This is a genomic window from Rhodoferax sp. U11-2br (genome assembly GCF_018619435.1).
In the GTDB taxonomy this organism is placed as follows: Bacteria; Pseudomonadota; Gammaproteobacteria; order Burkholderiales; family Burkholderiaceae_C; genus Rhodoferax.
In genome coordinates this window covers 73772-91548 of the sequence record NZ_JAHFZF010000002.1, presented here as the reverse complement: position 1 = coordinate 91548, position 17777 = coordinate 73772, and the positions used below count along the sequence as shown (strand labels likewise).

At 60.9% G+C, this 17777-nt stretch carries 15 protein-coding genes and 1 riboswitch; of the genes, 4 read left to right on the top strand and 11 right to left on the bottom strand.

Translation table 11 applies throughout. The features are described from left to right. Positions 1-62 precede the first annotated feature (62 nt). Positions 63-2282: a cation-translocating P-type ATPase gene (locus tag KKO72_RS01700; protein WP_251140391.1), complete on the bottom strand. Its 2220-nt coding sequence runs from the start codon at positions 2280-2282 to the stop codon at positions 63-65. A gap of 78 nt (positions 2283-2360) precedes the next feature. Between KKO72_RS01700 and KKO72_RS01695 the strand changes: the two genes are divergently transcribed. Further along, positions 2361-2558 carry a heavy-metal-associated domain-containing protein gene (locus KKO72_RS01695; RefSeq protein WP_214934851.1) on the top strand — a complete coding sequence of 66 codons (198 nt, stop codon included), beginning with the start codon at positions 2361-2363 and terminating at the stop codon, positions 2556-2558. Between the two features lie 3 nt (positions 2559-2561). Beyond that, positions 2562-3224, top strand: a complete 663-nt coding sequence (locus KKO72_RS01690; RefSeq protein WP_214934849.1) for a Crp/Fnr family transcriptional regulator — start codon at positions 2562-2564, stop codon at positions 3222-3224. Here the strand turns inward: KKO72_RS01690 and KKO72_RS01685 are convergent. Both KKO72_RS01685 and KKO72_RS01680 read right to left on the bottom strand, forming a co-directional pair. After that, positions 3221-5479, bottom strand: a complete 2259-nt coding sequence (locus KKO72_RS01685; protein WP_214934847.1) for an OsmC domain/YcaO domain-containing protein — start codon at positions 5477-5479, stop codon at positions 3221-3223. The two genes, KKO72_RS01690 and KKO72_RS01685, sit on opposite strands and share 4 nt — an antisense overlap. Positions 5480-5501: 22 nt before the next feature. After that, positions 5502-5846, bottom strand: a complete 345-nt coding sequence (locus tag KKO72_RS01680) for a hypothetical protein (protein WP_214934845.1) — start codon at positions 5844-5846, stop codon at positions 5502-5504. Positions 5847-6086: 240 nt separating this feature from the next. Here KKO72_RS01680 and KKO72_RS01675 point away from each other — a divergent pair, with 240 nt between their 5' ends. Further along, positions 6087-6275: a DUF2892 domain-containing protein gene (locus KKO72_RS01675; RefSeq protein WP_180126027.1), complete on the top strand. Its 189-nt coding sequence runs from the start codon at positions 6087-6089 to the stop codon at positions 6273-6275. 254 nt (positions 6276-6529) lie between these two features. On the opposite strand, the gene KKO72_RS01670 is transcribed toward KKO72_RS01675, so the two are convergent. Genes KKO72_RS01670 through KKO72_RS01660 form a run of 3 tightly spaced genes read right to left on the bottom strand, consistent with a single transcriptional unit; the run spans position 6530 to position 9123 of the window. Next, positions 6530-7270 (bottom strand): cytochrome c3 family protein, encoded by a 741-nt coding sequence (locus tag KKO72_RS01670; protein WP_214934843.1) that lies wholly within the window; start codon positions 7268-7270, stop codon positions 6530-6532. Continuing rightward, positions 7267-7845: a hypothetical protein gene (locus KKO72_RS01665; RefSeq protein WP_214934841.1), complete on the bottom strand. Its 579-nt coding sequence runs from the start codon at positions 7843-7845 to the stop codon at positions 7267-7269. Before KKO72_RS01665 ends, KKO72_RS01670 begins: the two co-directional genes overlap by 4 nt. Then, positions 7846-9123 carry a 2Fe-2S iron-sulfur cluster-binding protein gene (locus KKO72_RS01660; protein WP_214934839.1) on the bottom strand — a complete coding sequence of 426 codons (1278 nt, stop codon included), beginning with the start codon at positions 9121-9123 and terminating at the stop codon, positions 7846-7848. A gap of 212 nt (positions 9124-9335) precedes the next feature. Here KKO72_RS01660 and KKO72_RS01655 point away from each other — a divergent pair, with 212 nt between their 5' ends. Continuing rightward, entirely contained in the window at positions 9336-10277 is a 942-nt protein-coding gene (locus tag KKO72_RS01655) for a cation diffusion facilitator family transporter (RefSeq protein ID WP_214935120.1), read from the top strand. Between the two features lie 167 nt (positions 10278-10444). Here KKO72_RS01655 and KKO72_RS01650 read toward each other — a convergent pair whose 3' ends face one another. From KKO72_RS01650 to KKO72_RS01630, 5 genes are all read right to left on the bottom strand, one after another. Then, the gene (locus KKO72_RS01650; RefSeq protein ID WP_214934837.1) at positions 10445-11467 is read right to left on the bottom strand and encodes an iron ABC transporter permease; all 1023 of its coding nucleotides are present in this window, start codon (positions 11465-11467) and stop codon (positions 10445-10447) included. Next, positions 11467-12417, bottom strand: a complete 951-nt coding sequence (locus tag KKO72_RS01645) for an ABC transporter substrate-binding protein (protein WP_214934835.1) — start codon at positions 12415-12417, stop codon at positions 11467-11469. Before KKO72_RS01645 ends, KKO72_RS01650 begins: the two co-directional genes overlap by 1 nt. A gap of 12 nt (positions 12418-12429) precedes the next feature. Next, positions 12430-13296: an ABC transporter ATP-binding protein gene (locus tag KKO72_RS01640; protein WP_214934833.1), complete on the bottom strand. Its 867-nt coding sequence runs from the start codon at positions 13294-13296 to the stop codon at positions 12430-12432. Between the two features lie 178 nt (positions 13297-13474). Continuing rightward, positions 13475-14596 carry a ribonucleotide-diphosphate reductase subunit beta gene (locus KKO72_RS01635; protein WP_214934831.1) on the bottom strand — a complete coding sequence of 374 codons (1122 nt, stop codon included), beginning with the start codon at positions 14594-14596 and terminating at the stop codon, positions 13475-13477. Next, a complete protein-coding gene (locus KKO72_RS01630) occupies positions 14593-17391 on the bottom strand; it encodes a ribonucleoside-diphosphate reductase subunit alpha (RefSeq protein WP_214934829.1) in 2799 nt (932 codons plus the stop codon). The genes KKO72_RS01635 and KKO72_RS01630 overlap by 4 nt, the downstream gene beginning before the upstream one ends. A 145-nt stretch (positions 17392-17536) precedes the next feature. Continuing rightward, positions 17537-17737, bottom strand: a riboswitch (cobalamin riboswitch). Positions 17738-17777 lie beyond the last annotated feature (40 nt).

The following is a 17777-nucleotide window of genomic DNA, read 5'->3' as shown; positions in this document are numbered from 1 at the left end:
TGAATGTTACAAAAAGACGAGCTACCAGCCCTTTATCAATAAGGGCTGGAGGCCAGTTTTCTTTATAAACCCGGGCGCCAGCGTTTGAGCAGCAAGGCGTTGCCCATGACACTGACCGAGCTCAGCGCCATGGCGGCACCGGCCATCACTGGGTTCAACACACCAAACGCCGCCAGCGGAATGCCCACCACGTTGTAGACAAAGGCCCAGAACAGGTTCTGCCGGATTTTGGCCACGGTGCGTCGGGAAATGTCCAGCGCGCCAGCCACCAGCGCCAGATCACCGCGCATCAGGGTGATGCCGGCCGCATGCATGGCCACATCGGTGCCACCGCCCGCATTGGCCATGGCCATGCCGACATCGGCAGCGGCCAGCGCCGGGGCGTCGTTGATGCCGTCACCCACCATCACCACGGTCTGGCCACCTTTCTTCAAGGCGCTGACGTGGGCTGCCTTGTCACCCGGCAACACATCGCTAATGACTTCGTCTGGCGTCAAACCCACGCGCCTCGCCATGGCCTGCGCCGCCACCTGCTGGTCACCTGAGAGCATCAGTACCCGGATGCCACGCGCACGCAGACTTGAGATGGCCGGGGCGGCACTGGGCTTGGGCTCGTCACCAAACGCCATCAAGGCCAACACCTGCACACCATCTGGGCCGCGAAGGGCCAGGGCGGCGAGCGTGGCGCCCGCGCCTTGCAGGCGGGCTACGGCCTCGTCCAGCGCGGCCAACTGGCCGCCCAGCGAACCGATCCACGCCAGGTTGCCAATCACAAAATCCTGGCCGTCCACCGTGCCTTGCAGCCCTTTGCCGGGGGTGGAGACCACCTGGGTGACCTCGGGCAAGCTGATGTGTTTGTCTGCCGCTGCGGCCACCACCGCACGCGCCAGTGGGTGGCTGCTGCCGTTCTGAATGCCAGCGGCCACGGCCAGCCAGCGCGCTTCATCCTGCCCAGGCAACACCACAAAGTCGGTCAGACGCGCCTGGCCCACGGTCAGGGTACCGGTTTTGTCAAACACCACCACCTGCGCTTTGTGCGCCAGTTCCAGCGCCTGGGCGTCTTTGATCAAAATGCCGTGCTGCGCCGCGACACCGGTGCCCGCCATGATCGCCACCGGTGTGGCCAGGCCCAGCGCGCAGGGGCAGGCAATCACCAACACCGTCACCGCGTTGATCAAGGCCACATCAAAAGTGTGACCGGTGAACCACCAGCCCAGCAGCGTGGCCAGCGCCAATACCAGCACCACCGGCACAAACACCGCGCTGACCTGGTCCACCAGCCGCTGGATCGGCGCTTTGCCAGCCTGAGCGTCTTCCACCAGCCGGATGATGTTGGCCAGCACCGTGTCCACGCCCACCGCCTTGACCGTGATCACCAGCCGCCCATCGCCATTGAGCGTGCCGCCGGTGATCGGATCGCTCTCCTTCTTAGCCACCGGTAACGGTTCACCGGTGAGCATCGATTCATCGACCTGGCTCTGCCCTTCCAACACCAGGCCATCCACGGCAAAACGTTCACCGGGGCGCACCACCAGCCGGTCACCGGCCAGCACCTCGTCCACCGGCACATCCACCTCACCGTCCAGCCCCAGCAGGTGGGCCACGTCGGGGCGCAGCGCGTGCAAGGCGCGGATGGCCGAGGTGGTTTGCCGCTTGGCGCGTGCCTCCAGCCATTTGCCCAGCAGCACCAGCGTGATCACCACCGCCGACGCTTCGAAATACAGGTGCGGCATCTCATCCGCAGGTGACTGCAGCCACAACCACACCGACAGCGCCCAACCCGCCGTGGTGCCCAGCGACACCAGCAAATCCATGTTGCCGCTGCGCGCCAGCAGCGCATGCCAACCCGCCTTGTAAAAACGTGCACCCAGCACAAATTGCACCGGTGTGGCCAGCACAAACTGCAGCCAGGCGGGCAGCATCCAGTGCTGGCCGAGCAGGTCACCGAGCATCGGCAACATCAGCGGCACAGACAAGGCCAGGCCCAGCGCCACCGGGCCAAAACCGGCCCAAGCCGAGGCAGACGGTGCGTCAATCGCCGCGTTAGCCGCCACCGGCTCATACCCAGCATCACGGATGGCGCGTTTGAGCCGCGCCTCAATCTGCTCAGACGGTGCCACCATCACCCGCGCCGACTCGGTGGCCAGGTTCACCGCCACTTCGGTCACACCGGGCACTTTTTTCAGGGCACGTTCGGCCCGGGCCACACACGAGGCACAAGTCATGCCGTGGATGCCAAGGTCAATACGCAGGGGGGGAAGGCCAGAAGTCGGGGTGGTCATGGGGGTGCGAGGCTCGAAACAGAGGGAACAGGGTCCACAATAAGTCTTTTGTGATCACCCTATTTTCAGAGGTTTCAAATGAAGTACAGCTTTCACGTCGAAGGAATGACCTGCGAACACTGCGAAAAAGCCGTGGTACGTGCGGTGCGCCAACTGGACCACAACGCCCAGGTGGTGGCCGACCGTCTGCAGAAAAAGGTAGAGGTCGAGTCCACCGCCAGCGCACAAGACATCAGCCAGGCCATTGTCGAAGAAGGTTACCAGGTGGTGGCATAAGCCATGAACACGGTGTGTGACTGGCCAATGGCGCAGGTCATCAGCCTGTACCCCTCACTCAAGGACGTCCAGCCCGGTCTGGCCGAACTGCAAAGCAGCCTGCCACCGATGGTGGTACCCGCCCACACCGAGTTGTTCAGTGAAAACGCCGCCTGCCAGGGTTTTCCGCTGGTGATTGAGGGCGAGATCAAGGTCTCACGCCACTCGGACGATGGCCGCTCGCTGGAGTTATACCGGGTGGTGCCGGGCGAGTTGTGCCTGGTGTCCAGCGCCAGTTTGTTTCGCAGCCAACCCCTGGCCGCCTGTGGCATCACCACCCGGCCCAGTACGTTTTTACTGATCCGCCCGGAGCTGTTCAAACGCTGGATCGAGACACCGGCTTTTCGCAACGATGTGCTTGGCTTGTTTGCCGAACGCATGGCCGACCTGACCGCGCTGGTGGACGCGGTGGCTTTTCACCGGCTGGACCGGCGCCTGGCCGCAGCGTTACTCGGGCGCGGCCAGCACCTGAGCCTCACGCACCAGGCCCTGGCCGATGAACTGGGCACGGTGCGCGAGATGGTGACCCGCCTGCTGCGCCGTTTTGAGCGTGACGGCTGGGTGGTGCTGGGTCGCGAGCAGATCAGCATCCTCAACAGCGCGGCCTTGCGGGCACTGGCCAGCTAAATAGGACGGACCGATTCAGCCGCAGTGCCGGTATCCAATGACGCATGGTTTGAACTGGCCGCAGCTGCTGCATTGGCTCGTGCCGTATGCAGTTTTTTGTAGCTGTCGATCAAGCGGTGGTGCCGCTCAAGACCCTCTAGCTTGATGCTGGTGGGCGTCAGGCCGAAGAAGCGTACGCTGCCGTCTACGGACCCCAACACCGCGTCCATCCGCTGCTTGCCAAACATGCGGCGGAAATTGACGATGTAATCGTCCAGCTCCAGGTCGTCGTCAAGTTGCACTTCCAGCACCACGTTCAAGGCTTGGTAGAACAGACCTCGCTCGCGCGAGTTGTCGTTGTACTGCAGGAAGGCGCCCACCAAATCATGTGCCTCCTCCAGCTGCTGCAAGGCGAGATGAATCAGCAGCTTGAGCTCCAGAACGGTTAGCTGGCCCCAGGTCGTGTTCTCGTCAAACTCGATGCCAATCAGCGTGGCGATGTCGGAATAGTCGTCCAGCTCGCTGTTGTCCAGCCGCTCCAGCAGCGCTTCTAGGCTGGCGTCATCCAGGTCGTGCAGGTTCAGGATGTCTTCGCGGAACAAGAGCGCTTTGTTGGTGTTGTCCCAGATCAGATCTTCGACCGGGTACACCTCCGAATAACCGGGCACCAGAATTCGGCAGGCGGTGGCGCCCAGCTGGTCATACACCGCGGTGTAGACCTCTTTACCCATGGCTTCCAGAATGCCGAACAAGGTCGCGGCTTCCTCGGCATTGGCGTTCTCGCCCTGGCCGGAGAAATCCCATTCAACAAAATCGAAGTCCGGTTTGGCGCTGAAAAAGCGCCACGACACCACACCGCTCGAGTCGATGAAATGCTCCACAAAGTTGTTGGGCTCGGTCACCGCGTTGCTGGTGAAGGTGGGCTGGGGCAAATCGTTCAGGCCTTCAAAACTGCGCCCCTGCAACAACTCCGTCAGGCTGCGCTCCAGCGCCACCTCCAGGCTGGGGTGTGCGCCAAACGAGGCAAACACACCGCTTGTGCGCGGGTTCATCAACGTAACGCACATCACCGGGTACACCCCACCCAGCGACGCGTCTTTGACCAGCACCGGAAAGCCCTGCTCTTCCAACGCTTGGATGCCTGCCAGAATGCCGGGGTATTTGGCCAACACCTCGGGCGGCACATCCGGCAAGGTCATTTCACCTTCCAGAATTTCGCGTTTAACCGCCCGCTCAAAAATTTCGGACAGGCATTGCACCTGGGCCTCGGCCAGGGTGTTGCCAGCACTCATGCCGTTGCTGACGAACAGATTTTCGATCAGGTTGGACGGGAAATACACCACCGCACCGTCGGACTGCCGCACAAAGGGCAGTGAACAGATGCCGCGCTGCACATTGCCTGAGTTGGTGTCGATCAGGTGTGAGCCACGCAATTCACCATCGGGGTTGTAAATCTGCAGACAGTGGTCGTCCAGAATGCCGACGGGCAACGCATCTTTGCGGCCAGGCTTGAACCAGCGCTCGTTAGGGTAGTGCACAAACGCGGCGTTGGCGATGTCTTCGCCCCAGAACGACCCTGCGTAGAAGTGGTTGTTGTTCAGGCGCTCGATGTATTCGCCCAAGGCTGACGCCAACGCACTTTCCTTGCTTGCCCCCTTGCCATTGGTAAAACACATCGGCGAGTGCGCATCGCGGATATGCAGCGACCACACATTGGGAACCAGGTTGCGCCAGGAAGCGATTTCAATCTTGATGCCCAGGTTGGCCAGCACCCCCGACATGTTGGCGATGGTTTGCTCCAAGGGCAGGTCCTTGCCCGCAATAAAGGTCTGGGTGTCAGAGCCCGGCTTCAAGGTCAGCAAGGACTGCGCATCGGCGTCCAGGTTGTCGACCTCTTCAATCACAAATTCGGGCCCGGTTTGCACCACTTTTTTGACCGTGCAACGTTCGATGGAACGCAAAATGCCCAGCCGGTCCTTGTCGGAAATATCCGCTGGCAACTCAACCTGAATCTTGAACGTCTGCTGGTAGCGGTTTTCCGGATCCACGATGTTGTTCTGCGACAGGCGGATGTTCTCGGTGGGGATGTTGCGCGTGTCGCAGTACAACTTCACGAAGTAAGCCGCACACAGGGCCGATGAGGCCAGAAAATAATCGAACGGCCCCGGCGCCGAGCCATCACCTTTGTAACGAATCGGCTGATCGGCGATGACCGTGAAGTCATCGAACTTGGCCTCAAGACGAAGCTTGTCGAGAAAGTTGACCTTAATTTCCATGGAGGAATTCCAAAAATAGTGCTCAGGATGATGATGGATCCGGCCTTGTGAAGGGTGAAGCCCTCGTGGCGAGGGCCGCTCGGACCACGGGCGAAACGGACTGCGCGGAAATCTGCCGGTCTCTGCAATAACGCGACATCAACCACTGTTCCAAGGTTTTTGCGCCCTTGCTTGCGTTGCAGCCAATGCAGCAAAGTGCGATATTGTCGCGCGTGACAATTTTCGCATCGTTGACGATATGTTCCCACGAGCGCTGTTCGCGTCGCACCTTCGACACCTGCGCGAATGAAACACCGCAATAAACGCAGCACCGGTCGCGTTCAAGCACTTCGTTTTCAAGCCAGGCGGGAATGTTCCACTTGTTCATGGTCTGAAGGTAGCAGATACCGGTATCACCCCATGCTCCAGCAGAGGGGATCGGACATCTGCCGCTCACTGCAATAGCGCGCCGCTTACCAAAGCGCCAAGGTCCACGCTGCCTTGTGTTGAATTGACCATCGCAGCCAATCCCTTGGGTGACCTGAGTCACAGACCTTAGGTAGGGCGCACGCGTGTAATTGACACATCGTCCCTCCCCTGGGCTGTGTTTTTTTACCAAGGAGTTGTCATGAAAACCAATGTTGGCGGTATCGACCGCATTCTGCGTATTGTTTTGGGTCTGGTGTTGATTGGCCTGACGCTGACCGGCACCATTGGTGTCTGGGGCTGGATTGGTGTGGTGCCGCTGGCCACCGGCTTCATGAGTTTTTGCCCGCTGTACACGATGATCGGCATGAATACCTGCCCGAAGAAGTGATACTTTGAACCCGTCTGCAGCGGGTTTCATCTCATAAGACAAGCCTGCCGAGGTCAGCATCCGGCAGGCTTTTTATATACTTTTAATAGCTATATGCCCTTATTGGATAAGGGACAGAGTCTGATTATTCATATAAATCCTGGGTACTTCCTCATTGGTCAGCGGGATCGCCCACACCCTCTGGACGCCGCCGAGCCGCACCCAAGTGCCGCCGCTCAATCCATAACAAGTTGGTGGATGTGTATGTGGGCATGTCAGTCGTCATCTTGGTGGCCCTTGCGCCCGCTGCCACCTTCTCGGCCACCTTTGATGTCGTGTTTGTTGCCGCTGCGGTGGCATTCGACGCAGTTCTCATACTTGCTGATGCCCTCCTTGATGTGCTCGCGGCGGATGTTGTCGGGCGTGTGTTCGTGGCAGCCGTAACAGGTGGAGCGGCTGTAGTCGTTGCGCACATGGCAGGTGGCACATGGGGCGTTGTGGTCGCGGTCCAGCACAAAAAACTTGTTGTGGTCAAAGGTGGCCGGTGTCCATTGGGTCTGGCTGTGGCATTGCAGGCAGTTGCCGGAGACCTGTTTGTGCAGCATATCGGTTGGCGCCTTGTGGCAGCTCTGGCATTGTTCCAGCGTGACCTTTTTGAGCAGGCTGTGGTCAAACTGGCGCTGGCGGGCAAAACGTTTCACCCCGGCGTGGTCGCTGTGGCAGGCCACACAGTCCTGGCTTTGGAGTTCCTGGTGGAACGCTGTGCTGGTGCTGGGCTTAACCAAGGCCACACCCAGGGTGCTGAGCCGGCCAATGTCGGCCGGTTTGTGGCAGGTGGCGCACTTCTCTGAATTGGCGCCGGTGAAGCTGGTGTGGCAGGCAAAACAATCTCCCTCCAACGCTTTGTGGCCGGGAATGAGTTTGCCGGGGCCCACCATCAGGTTGGGGTAAATGAAAGTCAACGCGGCCAATATGACCAAGTTGACGGCCAGGATGATCTTCACCAGCTTGCTCATACCCAGCCCCAGAACATAAACACGCTGAGGATGTGGCCTAGCGCAATCACAGTGAACACGATGTAGATGGGGATGTGCACCTTGCGCCACTGGTTCATGATGTAGAGCGTCACTGCGTCCCAAAACACCGCTTGTTCCACCTCGGGTTTGGACAAACCACGCAGCTGGAACTGCTCACGCTGGTTCTGCACATGGGCCCGCGCCCGTTTGAGCAGCATCTTGCCGACCAGCCCACTGACCACATTGATGCTCATCGCCACCGTGGCCAGCCAGGGCAGGATGGCGTTGAAATGCACCCCGGCGTGGATCAGGATCATCAGCGAGCCTAGCCAGGCGCTGAACTCGTGCATCTTGAGCAGGATGCTCGGGTCACCTGATGTCACATATTTGCGTTTGCGCAGCGAGTAATACAGCGAAAAAATGATCAGCAAGGTGCCCAGAATGCCCAGGTACCGCCCGACCCAGACCAGGTTGAGCCAGTGCAACACATAGTCGCCCGAGAGAGTGGCCGCCGCCAGCAATCCCAGCAGCACAAAAAAAGGCAACACATGGTCGCGCCACAGGGATGGGTTCATTTACAGCTCCAGCACAACGTCGGTTTTGGGGGTGCAGACACACAGCAGGCAGGTACCCGGCTCAGGGTCATAGTCGGGGGCCTGTTGGTAACCCACCTCACCCGAGCGGATGGTGGTCTGGCAGCTGCCACAGCTGCCAGCGCGGCAGCCAGAGTTCACCGCAATGCCCTGGCTTTCGGCCAGGTCCAGCAAGCTGGTGCCACCCGCAGGCCAGGTCAGTTGTTGGCTTGACTTGGCAAAGTTGACTGTCACCGCCGTTTCAGCGCTTTGTGCGGGCGTGGCTAAGCTGGCTTGTTGCGCCGCACTTTTGCGTTTGACAGAGGCCGGGCCAAAGGCCTCGAAGTGGATGCGCGAATCGGGCACGCCCCAGTCCTCCAACGCTGGCACCATGCTCTCCAGCATCGGTGTCGGGCCACACAGGTAGTAGTGGTAGGGCTTGAGTGGCAACAACTGGCGCAGCAGGTCAATGGTGATGCGGCCATGGCGCTGGTAGGGGCTGCCCAAGTCCGTCTTTTTGTCGGTGTCACTGAAGCAGATAAACAGGTGAAAGTTGGGGTGCATGTCTGCCAGCGCTTCCAAGTGCGCCTGTGCCATCAGCTCCTGGGCGTGCCGTGCGCCGTAAAACAGCCAGACTTCGCGCCCCGGTTGTTCAGAGAAACACCAGTTCACCATGCTCAGCATCGGCGTGATGCCAATGCCGCCTGCGAGCAGCACCACCGGCGCATCGCTGCGGTCCATATAAAAGTGACCGGCAGGTGCGCGTACCTGCAGCACACTGCCCAGCTGCACCTGGTCATGGAAGTAGTTCGATGAACGCCCGGGTGGATGGGTGCTGTTCAAGGACGCCGGTGCGCGTTTGATCGACACGCGGTAGCCGTTGGCCCGGGGCCCGTCCGACAGTGAATAACAGCGCGTGATGGATTCGGTGCCGCCCGCTGGTGAGTCCATCTCGAGTCGGAAGGTCAGGTATTGGCCTGGCAAAAACGGTGGTACAGCCTGCCCGTCTTGGGGTTCCAGATGAAACGAGCAGATGTCGCCCACGGCGTTTTCAATGACTTTGTGGGTGACCTTGAAAGCGCGCCAGCCAGACCAGGCAGGCGCAGGCGTGTTGACCGGCGCCAACGCAGGGCTGGGCTCGGCAGGTAGCCCGCCTTGGGCCACCGAGATGCGCAGCGCGTCATAGGTCTGCCAATGGCGCCAGAAGCCGATGGACAGGTAGATGGAGAGTTGCAACAGGATGGCGCCGACGATCCACAACAGCAAATAGAGCGAGGTCATGTGATGGCACCTCGGGCCCAGCGGGCGCTTAGCTCAGATTTCAGAATCACTTGGGTCACCTTCTTCTTGTCGAAGTGACCACAGCGTAGGTTCACCACCTTAAATAACTCTTAACGTGTCCACATACCGGGGATCACCACCAGGTGCGACGTTAAGAGGACCTTAAGCTGTGCCTGCGACCATCAGGCCGACCCAAGAAAAATCACACCATGATGTCTTACCTACCCACCCGTTTATTGACCCCGACACGCCTGTTGTGGGCATCCATCACCGTGGCTGTGACCACCATCCTCTTGAAAACCGGGGCTTGGTATGTCACAGACTCCGTGGGCTTGCTGTCCGACGCGATGGAGTCGTTTGTCAATCTGGCCAGTGCCATTTTTGCGCTGATGATGGTCACCATTGCGCAGCGCCCGGCTGACGAGGAACACCCCTATGGCCACCACAAGGCAGAGTACTTTTCGTCCGGCTTCGAGGGTGTTTTGATTGTGGGAGTGGCCTTTGGCATCATCTCGGCGGCAGCGTCCAGGCTGTTCACACCACAACCACTGCAAGATTTGGGTTGGGGTCTGGCTTTGTCGGTGCTCAGCTCGGCGCTGAACGGTTTGCTGGCCTGGGTGATGTTCAGCGCCGCCAAAGCACACCGATCGATTGCACTGGAGGCCGATGCCAGACACCTGGTTACCGATGTCTGGACTTCGGCAGGTGTGGTGCTGGGCCTGGCGGGTGTGGCCCTGACCGGCTGGCTCTGGCTGGACGCGTTGGCGGCCATCGGGGTGGCGTTGAACATTCTGTGGGAAGGTGGCCACCTGGTGTGGCGTTCAGCCCAAGGTTTGATGGATGAGGCGGTTGAGTCCGAGGTGTTGCAGAACATTCAGGCCACGATGACGTCGTTTGACCAGCAAACCATCCGTTTTGACCATGTCATCACGCGCCGCTCGGGTCAACGTCGTTTTGTGGATTTGCACATGCACATGCCATCGCACTGGACACTGGGGCGTGCCGCTGCTGTCAGGAACGAGCTGGAGCAGGCGCTGATGTGCGCCGTGCCCGGCTTACGCGCCACCATCCAACTGTTGCCCACCGATGTGGAGGCGCATGTTGATGACGTCAAAGAGCTGCCCGCTGCCCGTTTGCTCGGGGAACCCACATGACACATTCGCCAACATTGAATGGTCGATGCGCAGTCAGAAATTACGATTTTGATAGCTGTATGCCCTTTTTGGATAAGGGCTAGAGGTCAATTTTCCATATATGGCGTGAACGGACCAGCGCTTCGGACTGGGGGCACTGACCCCCTCAAAGCACGGGCTAAGCCTCTTTATTGCGGGGCGGGTCGCATCACCCACACCACCACAAACGCCCCACCCAAGGCCGCCGTCACTATCCCGATGGGCAGCTCCTGGGGTGCCAGCAGGGTGCGGCAGAGCAAATCGCTGGCCAGCAGCAACACCGCCCCACCCAGTGCCGAGACGGCCAGCAGGCGCCCGTGCAGCGCTCCACACAGGGCGCGCGCCAGATGCGGCACCATCAGCCCGACAAAACCAATCACCCCGCTCAGCGCCACAAAACAGGCGGTGGCGACGGCGGCCACCGCAAACACCTGCATGCGCAGCCGCCTGGGTGCCAGGCCCAGGCTGTGGGCGGTGTCGTCCCCGGCCAGCAGGGCGTCCAGGGCATGGCGTTGTGTGGTGGCAAACACCAGCAGCAGTACCAGGCCCAACACGGCCAGCGCCAGGTTGTCCCAGCGTGCCAGGCCCAGGCCGCCCAGTGTCCAGAACAGGACCGAGTGGGCGGCGCGCTGGTCACCGGCAAACACCAGGTAGTGGGTGATGGCGCCAAACACAAAAGACGTGGCCAGCCCGCCCAGGATCAGCTTTTCCGGGCCACTGGCGACACTTCGGTTGACCATGGCCAGCACTGTCACAGCCGACACCAGGCCACCCGCCAGCGCGGCCAGCGGCAGGGTCCAGATGCCCAGCAGCTCACCCGTGGTGGTGATGACCGCCACCGCACCGGCGCTGGCGCCGGAGGACAGGCCAAATAAAAACGGGTCGGCCAGGTCGTTGCGGCTCACGGTTTGCAGCAGCACACCTACCACCGCCAGCCCGGCACCGACCAGCATGGCCAGCAGCACCCGGGGCACACGCAGGTCCCACACAATGCGCTGCAGCGTGAGCCCAACCTCAGGCAGCTGCAGGTCGGGCGCCCAGCGTCCGGCCAAGGCGCTCAGGATCTGTGGCAGGGGCAACGGGGTGCTGCCTTTGGCCACGCTGGTCAGGGCCAGCACCAACAGCAGGGCCAGACCGGCGGCGAGTAGGCCCAGAAAGGCGCGCTGTGACATCACTGGCCTGGGGCCGCCATGGCTTTGGCGATTTTCTCGATCGCCTCAATATTGGCCGGGCCAGGGGTCAGCTCGGCATAACGCAGCGCCACATAGCGTTTGTTCTTGACCGCGTCGGTCTCTTTCATGGCCGGGTGTGACTGCAGGAACTGCAGCAGTTTGGTCACGCCGTTGCCGTCCTGGTAGTCCAGCAGCACCAGAAACTGCGGGTTGCGCGCCGCCACGGTTTCCCACGAGGTGGTGCCCCAGCTGGTGTCCAGGTCGGCCATGATGTTGCGCCCGCCTGCGGCATCAATCATTGCGGTGGGGATGGCGTATTTGCCCGCGGTGAAAGGTTTGTCCTCCCCCGAGTCATAGAGGAAAACGCGGGTGTTCTTGCTGGCGCTGGCCGGGGTCAGCTTGGCCAGGCGGGTTTTCCACTGGGCCACGGTGGTTTTGGCCTGGGCCTCTTTGCCGAAAATGGTGCCAAGTTTGATGAAGTCGGTGTAGAGCAGATCCATGCTGGCGGCCGGGCGTTGTTTGTTGACATGGATACAACTCTCGCTGAGCACCAGGGTTTTGATGTTGTATTTGGCCAGGGTGGTAGGGGTGACCTCACCACCGACTTTCATGCCGTAGTTCCAGCCGGCAAAAAAGAAGTCGGGGTTGACCGACAGCACGTTCTCCAGCGTGGGGTACTTGGGCGCGATTTCGGGGATGTTGCCCAGCGCAGCCTTGAACTCCGGGCCGGTTTTGTACCAGCCGGTGATGCCGCTGACACCGACCATCTGCGGGTTCAGGTGCAGGGCCAGCGCCATCTCGGTCATGTTCAGGTCATGGATCAGCGCCCGTTTGGGCGGTGCGGCAAAGGTCAGCGGCTCGCCGCAGCTGTCCACCGTGACAGGAAAGGTCTGGGCCGCACACAGCGTGCTGCTGAGCGCCAAGGCCAAGGTGCAAAGAAGGTGTTTCATCGGAACGTCTTTCTAGTGGTTAAAAAAAGGTTGGGCTGAGGTGTCAGACGAGCCACCAACGGGCGCCTGGCTGTCCATCACCAGGATCGGCTCGCGGGTGACCGGGTGCGGCAGGTAAAACGCGTTCACACCAAACACCTGTTGCAGGCGCTGTGGGCTCAGGGCCTGGCTGGGCACGTCACAGACCACCAGCTCAGCCTGCTGCAACACGATCACCCGATGCGCCCACTGGGGCACCAGGGCCAGGTCGTGCAACACCGCCACCACGCTGATGCCCAGTGAGGCCACACCCTGCAACAGGTCCAAGGTGGCGCGCGGGTCGAGGTGGTTGGTGGGTTCGTCAAGCAGCAGCAGCCGTGGCGCTTGCGCCAGGGCGCGTGCCAGGTGGGCCCGCTGGCGCTCGCCGCCGGAGAGCTGTGACAGAGGCCGTTGGCGCAATGTTTGCAGACGGCAGCGGCTGAGCACGGTTTCGACCGTTTGCTGAACTTGTGCCTGCGTCCAATGGGTGCGGTGTGGCAGACAGCCCAGCGTCACATAGTCTTGCACCCGCAATCGGCCATCGGTCTGGTCGCTCTGGCCAAGCATGGCAATCTGGCGCGCCCGCTGCGGCAGGCTGAGCTGCGCGAGGTTCTGACCGTCGAGCCAGACGCTGCCGCTGCTGGCGGTCAAGGTGCCAGCCAGCAGTTTGAGCAAGGTGGATTTGCCCGCACCGTTGGGCCCCACAATGGCCACATGCTCCCCCGCTGCCAGCTGCAGTGACAGGGGTTTGACCAGCCACTTGCCTGAACCGGTGTGGTAGCCCAGGGACTGAAGTACCACCGACACGCCGGGCACGGGGGGGCTGTTTGCCCGCTCGGCCATCGTCTGCTGCCTATCCATGTGTTTGTGTCACAACAAGAAAGTGGCGCCAGGACACAAGTCGTGACGCACACCTGAAAAAGGGAAAACCGCGTTGACAGGGGTGCAGGGTAGGTCCAGACCCCCAATTAACGCAATTAAGTTGCGTTAATGTAGCAGCATCCAACCCCAACCTGCCCTGACCGGGTCAGCACAAGGCTCATTCCCAGGCCAGCGCCCCTCCGGTCTGGTACTCGGTGACCCGGGTCTCGAAGAAGTTTTTCTCCTTGCGCAGATTGGCCTGCTCGTCGAGCCAGGGCAACACGTTCGCGGCACCGGGGAACGGTTCGGTCACACCGAGTTGACGTGCGCGTCTGTTGGCGATGAAGCGGAACTGCTGCACATGCAGCTCGGCGTTGTAGCCCAGGATTGGGTCACGCAGGATGTAGCTGGCGTAGGCCTGCTCTGTGGCCTCAGCCTCGTCCCACAGCTCACGCAGCGCCGCCGGGTCGAGCGTGAGCTCTTCCTCCTTGAGCAGCTCACGGATCACGCGGATGCCAAAGGCGCAGTGCATCACCTCGTCACGCATGATGTACTGCAGCTGCTCGGCTGTGCCCTTCATCAGGCCACGCCGCTGCAGAGCAAAGATCGGGCTGAAGCCGTTGTAGAACCAGCAGCCCTCAAAAATCACCGCAAAGAAGAAGTAGGACAGCGCAAACTCGTGCAGGTTGGCGCGGTCGCTGAGGTCAAAGTCCGAACGCATCACGCGCTCGAGCCGCCGGTTGGCCAGCGCGATCTTGCCGTGGATCTCGGGCACCACGCGGTAGCGGTTGTAGATCTCCTGCTGGTCCAGGCCGATGCTTTCGATGCAATGCTGGTAGGTCCAGGTGTGCAGGGCTTCCTCGTAAACCTGGCGCGCCTGGTAGATCTGTAATTCGGGTGCGCTCATCTTCTCCATCACGGCCAGGCCGATGTTGCGCATGGCCAGGATGTCCGAGGTGGTCAGATAAGCCAACACGTTCTCGAACACATGGCGCTCAGGCTGGCTGAGTTTGTGGTGGTAGTCGTGCACGTCCTGCGACATGCTGATTTCCAGCGGGGTCCAGTGGTTGCGGTTGGCCTTGAGGAAATACTCCCAAGCCCAGTTGTATTTGAAGGGCGCCAGCTGGTTGATGTCGGCCTTGCCGTTGACGATGCGTTTGTCGGCGGCGTTGATCGGGGCCAGGGTGGCAGACAGGGGGTGCGTGCCACGACTCGGTGCTGGTTGGCCGGAGTCGGCCATCACAGTTGACGACGCGGTTGGGGCGGGCTGATCCCAGTCGTTGAAATGTTGGGTGCTCATTGGCAGGCCTCACAGTCGGGGTTGTCGATGCTGCAGAACTTGGCTTCGCTTTCGGGCGCAGCCTCGTCGCGGCCACCGGCTTTTTCGGCCTGGCTGGCGCCCAGGGTGCGCAGGTAATAGGTGGTTTTGAGGCCACGCTTCCAGGCCAGCTTGTAGATGTCGTCAAGCTTTTTGCCCGAGGGTGTGGCCAGATACAGGTTGAGTGACTGTGCCTGGTCGATCCACTTCTGGCGCCGGGCAGCGGCCTCGATCAGCCACACCGGGTCGATCTCGAAGGCGGTGGCATAACGCGCCTTGAGTTCGTCCGGCACACGTTCAATCGGCCCGAGTGAACCATCAAAGTACTTGAGGTCAGCCACCATCACCTCGTCCCACAGGCCGATATCTTTGAGGTCGCGCACCAGCGCCTCGTTGACCACGGTGAATTCACCCGACAGGTTGGACTTGACGTACAGGTTCTGATAGGTCGGCTCGATGCTGGCCGAGACACCCACAATGTTGGAGATGGTGGCCGTCGGTGCAATGGCCACGCAGTTGGAGTTGCGCATGCCGTGGCGGGCAATCTGATCCCTGAGTGCGGCCCAGTCCAGGCGGGCGTTGCGGTCCACCTCCAGATGCCCGCCCCGCCCTTCTTCCAGCAAACGGATCGAGTCCAGCGGCAAGATGCCCTGGTCCCACAGGCTGCCGGTGAAGCTCGAATAACGGCCTCGTTCACGCGCCAGTTCACTCGACGCCCAATAGGCCTGGTAACAGACGGCTTCCATCGTCCGGTCGGCAAACTCGACCGCTTCGGCTGAGGCATAGGGCAGGCCCAGCACATACAGGCAATCGGCAAAACCCATGATGCCCAGGCCCACCGGGCGGTGCCGCAGGTTGGCGTTGCGTGCTTTGGGTGTGGCGTAGAAGTTGATATCCACCACGTTGTCGAGCATGCGCAAGGCGGTGTTCACGGTGCGGGCCAGTTTGTCCTGGTCCAGCTGACCGTCTTTCAAGTGCGCCAGCAGATTGACCGAACCGAGGTTGCACACCGCAGTTTCCGAGTCCGAGGTGTTCAAGGTGATTTCGGTGCACAGGTTGCTCGAATGCACCACACCCACGTGCTGTTGTGGTGAGCGCAGGTTGCAGGCGTCCTTGAAGGTGATCCAGGGGTGGCCTGTTTCGAACAACATCGTCAACATCTTGCGCCACAGCTGCACCGCCGGGACTTGTTTGTGCAGCTTGATCTGTCCGGCGGCAGCCTGCGCCTCGTAGGCCAGATACGCGGTCTCGAAAGCCGTCCCAAACTTTTCATGCAAATCGGGCACGTCGACTGGTGAGAACAGTGTCCAGTTGCCGTTGTTGATGACGCGTTTCATGAACAGGTCGGGAATCCAGTTGGCGGTGTTCATGTCGTGTGTGCGGCGGCGCTCGTCGCCGGTGTTTTTGCGCAGGTCCAGGAACTCCTCGATGTCCAGATGCCAGGTCTCCAGATAGGCACATACCGCGCCCTTGCGTTTGCCGCCCTGGTTCACGGCCACCGCCGTATCGTTGACCACTTTCAGGAACGGAATGACGCCCTGGCTCTGGCCGTTGGTGCCCTTGATGCGGCTACCCAACGCACGCACTGGGGTCCAGTCGTTGCCCAGGCCGCCTGCGTATTTCTGCAGCAGGGCGTTTTCCTTGATGCTCTGGTAGATGCCTTCGAGATCGTCGGCCACCGTGGTCAGGTAACAGGACGACAGTTGTGAATGCAGCGTGCCGCTGTTGAACAGGGTCGGTGTGGAACACATGAAGTCGAAGCTGGAGATCAGGTCGTAGAACGCGATGGCACGTGCTTCGCGGTCGATCTCGTTCAGGGCCAGGCCCATCGCCACCCGCATGAAGAAGATCTGCGGCAACTCAATGCGCCGCCCCTCGATGTGCAGGAAATAACGGTCGTACAAGGTCTGCAGGCCGAGGTAGCCAAACAACAGGTCGCGCTCGGGTTTCAAGGCGGCTGCCAGGCGTGGCAGGTCAAAGGTGGCCAGACGCGGGTCGAGCAAATCGGCAGCGATGCCTTGTTGGATGAAATCTCCGAGATAGTCTGCCTGCACATTGGCCAGTTCATCGAGTGTCACCGGGCGGCCCAGCACCTCGCGGCCCAGGCTAGCCAGCAGCAGCCGGGCGGTGACCTGGTTGTAGGCGGGTTCGCGTTCGATCAGCATCCGCGCTGCCAGGATCAGCGCCTGGTAGACGTCGGCCAAGGGCACACCGTCGTAGAGGTTCTTCAGGGCGTGTTCGTAGATGGCTTGAGCCGACACCAGTTCACCCAATCCGGCGCAGGCGGCTTCGCAGTTTTTCAGCAGCAGCGTCTGGTCCAGCGGCTTGCGCACCCCACCGTCCAGCACATGCAATGCCAGCTGTTGACTGATCTGGGTTCGGCTGGCCGCCCGTTCGGCGGTGCGGCGTTCGCGGTACAACACATAGGCCCGCGCCACGTCATGTTCACCTGAACGCATCAGCGCCAGTTCGACCTGGTCCTGGATGTCTTCGATGTGCAAGGTGCCGCCATCGGGCGAGCGCCGGGTCAGGGCTTGGACCACGGTCTGGGTCAGGCGGGCCACCACTTCGCGCACCCGCGAGGACACCGCGCTGTGGCTGCCTTCAACGGCGAGAAACGCCTTGGTCAGTGCCAGGGCGATCTTGTCGGCATCAAAAGCGACCACGGTGCCGTTGCGCCGGATGACCTGAAAGGACGCAGCTGCAGCGAAGTGTGTGGCCGCCGAGACGGGGTGAGGACTGGACGGGACAGGGGATAACACGGTAACTCTCCACATGGGGGGGCGAAGAGTCACGAAGGTGGCGTTTGAACGGACCGCATCCGCCGCGCCGGAAAGCCAGCCAGCAACAGCTGGACAACATGCCGCAACGGGGAACAAACACGCAACAACCTCTCGTCAGGGACACCCCGCCCCAGAAACATCAAAAAGGACATATTGAGGCAGGTCTCCTGGCTCTCGGTTCATCGCGTTTCACCCGCCTTCCCGGACGCATCCAGTGGCATGGTGTGGCGAAACGCTCGCCGATCACAGTTGCGGGGGCAGCTCCGGCATTCAGGTCAACAACCTGGCACCGGATTCCCTTTTGATCCCCTCTCGGGGAACCTTCAATAGTGTGGAGTCTAGCGTATAAATGTCACCAAACTGATCAAGAAACGCTAAAT

Coding starts and splice junctions, on each gene's coding strand:
- KKO72_RS01630 (WP_214934829.1), bottom strand. CDS start 17,391: ATGTGGAGAGTTACCGTGTTATCCCCTGTCCCGTCCAGTCCTCACCCC.
- KKO72_RS01695 (WP_214934851.1), top strand. CDS start 2,361: ATGAAGTACAGCTTTCACGTCGAAGGAATGACCTGCGAACACTGCGAA.
- KKO72_RS01685 (WP_214934847.1), bottom strand. CDS start 5,479: ATGGAAATTAAGGTCAACTTTCTCGACAAGCTTCGTCTTGAGGCCAAG.
- KKO72_RS01650 (WP_214934837.1), bottom strand. CDS start 11,467: ATGTCACAGCGCGCCTTTCTGGGCCTACTCGCCGCCGGTCTGGCCCTG.
- KKO72_RS01640 (WP_214934833.1), bottom strand. CDS start 13,296: ATGGATAGGCAGCAGACGATGGCCGAGCGGGCAAACAGCCCCCCCGTG.
- KKO72_RS01670 (WP_214934843.1), bottom strand. CDS start 7,270: ATGAGCAAGCTGGTGAAGATCATCCTGGCCGTCAACTTGGTCATATTG.
- KKO72_RS01675 (WP_180126027.1), top strand. CDS start 6,087: ATGAAAACCAATGTTGGCGGTATCGACCGCATTCTGCGTATTGTTTTG.
- KKO72_RS01660 (WP_214934839.1), bottom strand. CDS start 9,123: ATGACCTCGCTCTATTTGCTGTTGTGGATCGTCGGCGCCATCCTGTTG.
- KKO72_RS01645 (WP_214934835.1), bottom strand. CDS start 12,417: ATGAAACACCTTCTTTGCACCTTGGCCTTGGCGCTCAGCAGCACGCTG.
- KKO72_RS01680 (WP_214934845.1), bottom strand. CDS start 5,846: ATGAACAAGTGGAACATTCCCGCCTGGCTTGAAAACGAAGTGCTTGAA.
- KKO72_RS01635 (WP_214934831.1), bottom strand. CDS start 14,596: ATGAGCACCCAACATTTCAACGACTGGGATCAGCCCGCCCCAACCGCG.
- KKO72_RS01700 (WP_251140391.1), bottom strand. CDS start 2,282: ATGACCACCCCGACTTCTGGCCTTCCCCCCCTGCGTATTGACCTTGGC.
- KKO72_RS01690 (WP_214934849.1), top strand. CDS start 2,562: ATGAACACGGTGTGTGACTGGCCAATGGCGCAGGTCATCAGCCTGTAC.
- KKO72_RS01665 (WP_214934841.1), bottom strand. CDS start 7,845: ATGAACCCATCCCTGTGGCGCGACCATGTGTTGCCTTTTTTTGTGCTG.
- KKO72_RS01655 (WP_214935120.1), top strand. CDS start 9,336: ATGTCTTACCTACCCACCCGTTTATTGACCCCGACACGCCTGTTGTGG.